6 protein-coding genes are annotated in these 6,298 nt (G+C 64.7%); all 6 read left to right on the top strand.

What is annotated here, in order from left to right; translation table 11 throughout:
• Positions 1-788 (top strand): OmpA family protein (locus EOB80_RS35015; protein WP_245466234.1); only part of this gene is annotated, 788 nt, incomplete at its 5' end.
• Positions 785-2,164, top strand: a complete 1,380-nt coding sequence (locus EOB80_RS03415) for a chemotaxis protein MotC (protein ID WP_127273553.1) — start codon at positions 785-787, stop codon at positions 2,162-2,164. The genes EOB80_RS35015 and EOB80_RS03415, both read left to right, overlap by 4 nt.
• Positions 2,165-2,436: 272 nt before the next feature.
• Entirely contained in the window at positions 2,437-3,543 is a 1,107-nt protein-coding gene (locus EOB80_RS03410; protein ID WP_245466233.1) for a flagellar hook-length control protein FliK, read from the top strand.
• Positions 3,473-4,060, top strand: a complete 588-nt coding sequence (locus EOB80_RS03405; protein ID WP_164762498.1) for a transglycosylase SLT domain-containing protein — start codon at positions 3,473-3,475, stop codon at positions 4,058-4,060. The genes EOB80_RS03410 and EOB80_RS03405 overlap by 71 nt, the downstream gene beginning before the upstream one ends.
• A gap of 222 nt (positions 4,061-4,282) precedes the next feature.
• On the top strand, positions 4,283-4,951 hold the full coding sequence (locus tag EOB80_RS03400) for a response regulator transcription factor (RefSeq protein ID WP_013529780.1): 669 nt from the start codon (positions 4,283-4,285) through the stop codon (positions 4,949-4,951).
• Positions 4,952-5,030: 79 nt separating this feature from the next.
• Positions 5,031-6,290, top strand: a complete 1,260-nt coding sequence (locus EOB80_RS03395; protein WP_127322241.1) for a flagellar hook protein FlgE — start codon at positions 5,031-5,033, stop codon at positions 6,288-6,290.
• Positions 6,291-6,298 lie beyond the last annotated feature (8 nt).

Raw genomic sequence — 6,298 nt, 5'->3', positions numbered from 1 at the left:
AGCCGGATTTCTGGTCGCAGCAGGTAGCGGCGCCCGGCGCCGAAGCCAGCGCCGAGCGCACGAAGATCGAGGGCGATCCGGCCAAGCCCGGCGACAAGACCGCCGAAACGAAAGTGCTCAAAGTCAAAGCCGTGCCGCCTGTCGCGGCCGCACCGCTTGAGCCGCTGGCCAAGGACGCGACCAGCAAGCAGGCCGCGAACCCTGCCACGGCAATGGCCGGCGAGACCAAACCGGACGGCACCACGGTCGCCGACGCAGCCAAGGCAGAGCCTGAGGCGCAAAAGGCCGCCAAGCCCGACATCGGCGAGAAGGCGCCAACCGCGGCTGCCGTCAAGGCAGCTGCCGACGTCAAGCGGCAGCTGGCCGATGCCTTCAAGCCCGGCGACAAGCTGCACGACGGCGTCTCGGTCGAAGCCACCGACAAGGGGATCGTCATCTCGATCACCGATCAGCTCGACTTCGGCATGTTCGAGGTCGGCTCGGCATTGCCGAGACGCGAACTGGTGCTGGCGATGGAGAAGATCGGCCGCATCGTCAACAGCCAGAAGGGCACCATCAGCATCAACGGCCACACCGATGCCCGGCCGTTCCGCGGCGACAGCTACGACAATTGGCGGCTGTCGACGGCGCGCGCGCATTCCGCCTACTACATGCTCGTGCGCGGCGGCGTCGACGAACGCCGCATCACCGAGGTCGCCGGCTTCGCCGACCGCCAGCCGAAGGTAGCAGCCGATCCATTGGCGGCCGCGAACCGTCGCATCGAGATCCTGATGGCGACCGGCGAATGAAGCGAGCGGCCGTCACCCGCCGGTTGATTGGTTTGTTGCTGCTGGCCGGCGGACACCCGTCGGCCGGTTTCGCCCAGGACGCGCTGCAGCCGTATCAGCTGGTGCGCTCGCTGCAACTCATCCAGGACCGCATAGCCGCCGGCGATCATGCCGCCCTGCCGATGCAGGCCAAGCTGCTGGAGATGGCGGATGCGCGCCTGCGGGCGGCGAATGCCGAGGACTACAAGGATCCCAAGAACTTTCGAGCCCTGCTTGTCTACGGCATGAGCGGCGGCAACCCGGTGACCGTCGAAGCGGCCACGTCGCGCGCTACGACGGATCCGCAAAGCCTTGCCATCGCCAAAGGCGTGATTGATTACCTCAACGGCCGGCCCGGCGAGGCTATCGAAGCCTTGAGGCCGATCGATCCCATGGCGCTGCCTCCGGATCTCGGCGCCTTCCTCGCTTTGGTCAAAGGCTCACTGCTTGCCGGTGATCAGCCGGCGACCGCACTCCGTCTGCTCGACGAGGCAAGATTGCTCAGCCCCGGCACGCTGGTCGAGGAAGCGGCACTTCGCCGTTCGGTCGGCCTTGCAGTCGCGCAAGGCGACGCGGCACGCTTCGCCCTTGCTTCCACCCAATATGTCGAGCGCTACCTCTATTCGCCCTATGCCAGCCAGTTCGCCGACTCCTTCGTCTCCGGCGTCATCGCGCTGCACATGTCGATCAGCCAGGACAAGCTGGGCGACATCACCTCGATGATGGATCCCGAGCGCGAGAAGGTGATCTATCTGCGCATCGCCCGCCGGGCCGCGATAGACGGCCTGAACGACTTGTCGGCCTTCGCTTCGGCGCGGGCGGAACAGGGCCGCGACGGCAACACCAATCAGGACGATCCACGCGCCCTGCTCTATGCCAGCCTTTCCACCGTCACCTCGGGGACAATCGAGGACGTTCGTGCCAAGCTCGGCAAGATCGACCGCAGCCGGCTGTCGGAGGGCGACCGCGCTTTGCTCGACGCCGCGCAGGCCATTGCCGGCGAGGTCGTCGCGCCGCCCACCGCCCTTCCGGCGGAAAAGCCTGCCCCAGTTCCTGCCGCCGCGGCGCAGCCGGTGCCCGAGATCGCCACGGCGCAAGGCGCCGATGACAGTGGCCTGCCACCGGTCGAAGGCGCCATCTCGGAGCAACCCGCCGTCACCGCGGCCTCCAGCGGACCAGCCGCCAATGCGCCGGACACGGCAGCAGCGGCATCCCCCGACCCTGCGACTGTCATGCCGGCGTCGGCACCGTCACCCGCAGCCGGTCCAGAGCCCGCCGATCCGACCGACGCCGCCATGACCAGAACACGTCGACAGCTCGACCTGATCGACCAGATGCTTGGAGCCGCCCCCAAATGACCACCAGCCTCGGCTCGGCCTTGCCAGGATTTGCCTCCACGCGCGCGACGTCGGAGCAGCCGGCCGCGAACGGCAGGAACGATGACGCCGGCTTCGGCAAGATGCTGCGCGACGATGCCGGTGCTGCCCGCCCGGAACGGCAGCCGTCGACAGAGGCGGGATCGCGCGACCAGCGCTGGAGCAAGCTCGCGGCTGGCCTTGCTGGGCATGACGCCAAGGCCGAACCAGCATCGGCCGAGCCCGCAAGGACCATCTCGGCCAAAGTGGCAAACGTGAAAGCCGGCAAGGACGATTTGGAAGCAAACGCGAAGGCCGACGCTGAAGAGACGGCGCCGGACGCCGAGCCGCTTCAGGACGACCTGCCGCTGCTGATCGCGTTTCATGACCTGCGGCATTTCTCGACAACGGCCAAAGCAGCCGGAGGCAATACGACCACCGGCGAGAATCCGTCGGACCCGGCGCTCGATGGGCAGGCTTCACTGCCAAAGACCTACCGGCCAAAATCCGCGGGCGGACGCGAAGCACTCGAAACCATGTCGAAGCCGGAGCAGGCGTCGATCGTCGACGGACCTTTGACGGCGCTTGACGGTCAGTCACTGAGCGCTGCCTCCAGCGCGCCAAAACGTGACGCCGCGGCGGCGGCCCAGAAGCTGCCGGACGCGCCGGCTGCCGATGTGCCCGGCGTGCGGTCGAAGCACACCGCGAATGCGATGAAGAGCATCGAGGATGTCCAGTCCTCGATGCGTCCAGAAGCGGGAAAACAGTCCCTGTCCACTGCGCGCATCGACGTCGTCTCGGAACGGAGCTTCCCCGCACCGCCGCAGAGTCCCATCAGCCAGGCAGCCCTCAATGTGATCAACGCCATAGCCGCCGACGCCGGGCCGCAAAAGGCGCTTTCAGCCTCACCCACGTCCGCCCATCTGGCCAGCTCTGTTGCCGTTCCGACACATGTGTTGAAGATCGAACTCCACCCCGCCGAACTCGGCATGGTGACGGCCAATCTTCGCCTCTCCGGGGAACAACTTTCGATTGAGATGAAGCCTGAAACGCACGACGCTTATCGTCGGCTGTCGGCCGACAGCGAGGCCATCGTCAAGTCGCTGCGGGGGCTCGGCTTCGAGGTTGACAAGGTCACGATACTGCAACCTTCGATAGCAATTCCCGCTGCAACCCGGACGGATGCAACCGCTCCTATGGCGGCGTCGACAGGCCGCGATCCGGCATCCTTTCAACCGGGGAATTCGGGCAGCGGCAATGGTGGAGCCGGCGGCCAGCAACCGGGCCAGCAATCCTCAGGGAAACGCAACGATGACGCGCAGGACTACGGCCGCGGCACTTCGCCTGCTCGCGAGCGCGCTGGCGGCGATATCTTTATCTAGCGCGGCAAACGCCGCCGCAGCCGCGGCCAACCCCTGCGAGCCGGAAATCCTGCGCGCCGCCGATCGTTATGGCGTACCCGCCGGCATCCTCTATGCCGTTGGCCTGACGGAGACCGGAAACAAGGGCAGCCTTCAACCCAATGCCTTGAATATAGAAGGAAAAGCAGTCTTTCCGAGGAGCCGGACCGGGGCCCTTGCCGCCTTCGCCAATGCCCGGCGCGAGGGCAAGACCCTGATCGATCTGGGCTGCATGCAGATCAATCACCACTACCATGCATCGCATTTTCGCAGCGTCGAGGACATGCTCGACCCACGCCAGAACGTCGACTATGCGGCGCGCTTCCTGGCCAGCCTTCATGCCCGTCACGAGACCTGGTCCATGGCCGTGGCCCGCTATCATGCCGGTCCCGACAACGACCCGGCGCAGAAGATCTATGTCTGCCGCGTCATTGCCAACATGGTCGCCACCGGCTTTGGAAAATGGACCGCGAACGCCCGCGGCTTCTGCAACCCGTAAGCGCATTTCCCGTTACTAATAGACAAACCGTACAACCCGAATTGTTGGTTTGACTTGGTCAGAACTTGCCGCCGAAAGCACATCTGGCCGCCCGCTAATGCAACCGAAACGATTCCAGACTCCCAAGAAACTAGCTACAAGAAATGACGGTTGTTCAGGATTCCCGCCAGCGGATACGCCTCTCTTCACGGGGCAAATGATTTGATTCGGAAGGCGGGGCCGATGATTGTGATCGTTGACGAGCGCGAGCTCGTAACAGAGGGATACAATTCACTTTTCGATCGTGAGGGCATCGCCTGTGCAGGCTTTGCATCCGGCGAATTCGGTGAGTGGGTGAATTCGGCCGCCGACACCGATCTGCGCTCGGTCAGGGCCTTCCTCATCGGCGACTGCCGCGAGGGTTCCATCTCTCCGCGCCAGATCCGCGACCGCACCGGCGCCCCGGTGATTGCGCTTAGCGAACAGCATTCGCTGGAGAACACGCTCCGGTTGTTCGAGAGCGGCGTCGACGACGTCATTCGCAAGCCCGTCCATATCCGCGAGATCCTGGCCCGCATCACCGCCATCCGCCGCCGCGCCCAGGAAGACGTCGCCTACACCGAGATCGGCGCCATGCGCATCTTCATGGACGGCCGCGACCCCGAGATCGACGGTCAGCCCCTCCCCCTGCCGCGCCGTGAACGCCGCATCCTCGAATATCTGGCGAGCAATCGCGGGCGCCGTGTCACCAAGACCCAGGTTTTCAACGCCATCTACGGCATCTTCGACGAAGAGGTCGAGGAGAACGTGGTGGAAAGCCACATCAGCAAACTGCGCAAGAAGCTGCGCGAGAAGCTGGGCACCGACCCGATCGATTCCAAGCGTTTCCTCGGCTACCGGCTCGTCTTCTGATGCAGCGCCGCGCCAGCCTCGCGCAAGAAAACATGCGTAGCCTCGTAGCCAGCAGCATGGACACAGCGGAGACGTTTCGATGAGCCTCTACGGAATGATGCGGACCGGCGTTTCCGGCATGAACGCCCAGGCAAACCGCCTATCGACGGTCGCCGACAACATCGCCAATTCCGACACCACCGGCTACAAGCGCTCCTCCGCCGAATTCTCGACGCTGGTCATGCCGTCGACCGGCGGTGCCTACAATTCCGGCGGCGTCACCACGACGATCCGCCAGGCGGTCAGCGATCCGGGTGTGCTTCAGTACACGACCTCGGTTTCCGACCTTGCCGTCAGCGGCGATGGCTTCTTTGTCGTCCAGGATCCGAGCGGCACCCCCTACCTGACCCGGGCCGGCGCTTTCGTTCCCGACGGTCAAGGCAGACTTGTCAACTCGGCCGGCTTCCAGCTGATGGCGTACAGCTACGACAACGGCGTACCGGCAGCGACGGTCAATGGCTTCGAGGGGTTGGTCCCGGTTGTCATCTCCGACCAGGGAATGACCGCAACGCCGAGCACCGAGGGCAGCTATGCCGGCAACCTGCCGGCCGGCGCGACACCGGTCGCGACCGCCAACCTGCCCGCCGCCAACGCTGCGACCGCGCAATACACGTCGAAATCCTCGATGGTCGCCTACGACAATCTCGGCAACAAGAAGCTGCTCGACGTCTATTTCACCAACACCGGCGCCGGCACCTGGCAGGTGGCGGTCTTCGATCAGTCGAAGGCCACCGCTGGAACATCGTTCCCCTACACCGCTGGCGGCTTGCTGGGCTCGGCCAACCTGACCTTCGACACCACCACCGGCAAGCTCACCGGCACGCCCACCGGCGTTTCATTTACCGTGCCGAACGGCGCCACCCTCAATCTCGATCTGTCTGCGCTGACCCAGCTTGGCGCCGGCTTCACGGTTTCCGATGCCCAGGTCAACGGCAACGCGCCGAGCACCATCGACAAGGTCCAGATCAGCAAGGACGGCACCATCTACGCACAGTACAAGGACGGTTCGACCAAGCCGCTCTACAAGATTCCGCTGGCCGACGTGCAGAGCCCGGACCAGCTCACCGCGCTGCCCGGCAACGTCTATTCGCAGGGCACCGAGTCCGGCGCGGTTCGTGTCGGCTTTGCCAATGAAGGCAAACTCGGCTCCATCATCTCCGGCGCGCTCGAGAATTCCAACGTCGACATCGCCGAAGAACTGACCAACATGATCGCGGCGCAGCGCAGCTACACCGCCAATTCGAAAGTCTTCCAGACCGGTTCCGATCTGATGGACGTCCTTGTCAACCTGAAGAGATAAGACGGGCG

This window comes from Mesorhizobium sp. M7A.F.Ca.MR.245.00.0.0 (assembly GCF_003997415.1).
GTDB lineage: Bacteria > Pseudomonadota > Alphaproteobacteria > Rhizobiales > Rhizobiaceae > Mesorhizobium.
Note: the sequence above shows the minus strand (reverse complement) of the source record. Positions and strands in the feature narration are given on the sequence as shown.

Excerpts from the sequence above, each read along its gene's own strand:
- EOB80_RS03415 (WP_127273553.1), top strand. The coding sequence starts at position 785 with ATGAAGCGAGCGGCCGTCACCCGCCGGTTGATTGGTTTGTTGCTGCTG.
- EOB80_RS03405 (WP_164762498.1), top strand. The coding sequence starts at position 3,473 with ATGACGCGCAGGACTACGGCCGCGGCACTTCGCCTGCTCGCGAGCGCG.
- EOB80_RS03395 (WP_127322241.1), top strand. The coding sequence starts at position 5,031 with ATGAGCCTCTACGGAATGATGCGGACCGGCGTTTCCGGCATGAACGCC.
- EOB80_RS03400 (WP_013529780.1), top strand. The coding sequence starts at position 4,283 with ATGATTGTGATCGTTGACGAGCGCGAGCTCGTAACAGAGGGATACAAT.